Annotated in this window: 2 protein-coding genes; both read right to left on the reverse strand. The window is 65.7% G+C overall.

The annotated features are described in order from the left end of the window. Window positions 1–181: 181 nt before the first annotated feature. Window positions 182–1,018, reverse strand: a complete 837-nt coding sequence (gene tsf / locus TF1_RS15640) for a translation elongation factor Ts (protein ID WP_016188287.1) — start codon at window positions 1,016–1,018, stop codon at window positions 182–184. Between the two features lie 53 nt (window positions 1,019–1,071). Next, entirely contained in the window at window positions 1,072–1,950 is an 879-nt protein-coding gene (rpsB, locus tag TF1_RS15645; protein WP_011291123.1) for a 30S ribosomal protein S2, read from the reverse strand. Between the last annotated feature and the right edge of the window lie 103 nt (window positions 1,951–2,053).

A 2,053-nucleotide genomic window follows, 5' to 3' on the forward strand; every position in this document is an offset into this window, starting at 1 on the left:
ACCGTCGCGCCTGGCCACACTGTGCTGTCCCTCGTTGTCCGGCACGGAGATCGGCCCCCTTCTGGTTCCCCGGTGGTTGTGCTGCGCGAACCCGCTGGGTTTCCAGGAGGCTCACACACCGTCCAGATTTGATGGAGGTGCCGGAGAAATTCATCCCGGCACCTCCATCATCGCAGAAGCTTTAGGCCTGACCGACCTTGAAGCGGACAAAGCGGCGCACGGTTACGCCCGCTTCGTCGACAACCTGCTGGATTGTCTTCTTGTTGTCCTTGACGAACGGCTGACCGAGCAGCGTCGCGTCCTTGAAGAAGCCGTTGAGCCGGCCCTCCACGATCTTGGGCAGTGCCTGCTCCGGCTTGCCCTCCTCGCGCGCGGTGGCCTCGGCGATACGGCGCTCGTTCTCGACGACGTCGGCCGGCACGTCGTCCCGGCTGATGTACTTCGGCGCCAGCGCGGCGATCTGCTGCGCCAGGTCCTTGGCGACCTCGGCGTTCGGCTTGTCCAGCTCGACCAGCACGCCGAGCGTGGGCGGCAGGTCAGGGTCGGACTTGTGCATGTAGCTGGCCACGTAGGCGCCCTCGACCTTGGCAAAGCGCCGGAGCTCGATCTTCTCCCCGATGACCGCGCTGAGCTCCTCGATCACCTGGGAGACCGTCTTGCCGTCGGCGTAGTCGGCGCTGAGCAGCGACGGCACGTCGCTCGGGCTGGTGCGCGCCACGAACCCGGCCAGCTCGGCGGCGAGTTCCTGGAACTTGTCGTTCTTCGCGACAAAGTCGGTCTCGCAGTTCAGCTCCAGCAGCACGGCGGAGGTGTCGCCGTCCTGGGCCAGCGCGATCAGACCGTTGGCCGCAGTACGCTCGGCGCGCTTGCCGACGTCCTTGGCGCCCTTGATCCGCAGGGCCTCGATCGCCTTGTCGAAGTCGCCGCCGGACTCCTCCAGGGCCTTCTTGCAGGCCATCATGCCAGCGCCGGTCAGCTCGCGCAGCCTCTTCACATCGGCGGCGGTGTAGTTCGCCATAGCTTCGTTTCTCTATCCGCTAGGTGTGGATCGGGAAAGGACTGTGGAGGATCCTAGGCTTCCTCGCCGCTCCCGGCTTCTTTTTTTTCCTCCGGGGCCTGGGCCTTCTCTTCCTTAGCCGGAGCCTCAGCGGCGGGAGTCGCTTCCTCGCCCGCAGCCTCGGTCTTGCCTTCCAGGAGCTCGCGTTCCCACTCGGCCAGCGGCTCCCCAGCGCCCTTCTCCGAACCCGGGGCACCGCCGGAGCGGATCATCAGACCCTCGGCGACAGCGTCCGCGACCACGCGGGTCAGCAGGCTGACGCTGCGGATCGCGTCGTCGTTGCCCGGAATCGGGTAGTCGACCTCGTCCGGGTCGCAGTTGGTGTCGAGGATCGCCACCACCGGGATGTTGAGCTTGCGGGCCTCGCTGATCGCGATGTGCTCCTTCTTGGTGTCCACGATCCACACCGCGCTCGGCACGCGGTTCATGTCGCGGATACCGCCCAGGGTGCGCTCCAGCTTCTCCTTCTCCCGGCGCAGCCCAAGGAGCTCCTTCTTCGTCAGGCCGGAGGAAGCGACGTCGTCGAAGTCGATCTCCTCCAGCTCCTTGAGGCGCTGCAGGCGCTTGTGCACGGTGGAGAAGTTGGTGAGCATGCCGCCCAGCCAGCGCTGGTTCACATACGGCATGCCGACGCGGCGCGCCTGCTCGTAGATGGCTTCCTGAGCCTGCTTCTTGGTACCGACGAACAGGATGGTGCCGCCGTGCGCGACCGTCTCCTTGACAAACTCGTAGGCGCGGTCGATGTAGGACAGCGACTTCTGCAGGTCGATGATGTAGATGCCGTTGCGCTCAGTGAAGATGAAGCGCTTCATCTTCGGGTTCCAGCGCCGGGTCTGGTGCCCGAAGTGAACGCCGCTCTCCAGCAACTGGCGAATGGTCACCACTGTGGCCATGAGCTTCGGCCCTTTCTTGTGCGGCGGACATGCCGTCCGCCTCCGGTTACTCCTGACGCCCCGACCGGACCGCCGCGCCACCCTGAGGTAGGACACGGACCGT

The organism is Thermobifida fusca NBRC 14071 = JCM 3263, assembly GCF_001592045.1.
Classification (GTDB): domain Bacteria; phylum Actinomycetota; class Actinomycetes; order Streptosporangiales; family Streptosporangiaceae; genus Thermobifida; species Thermobifida fusca.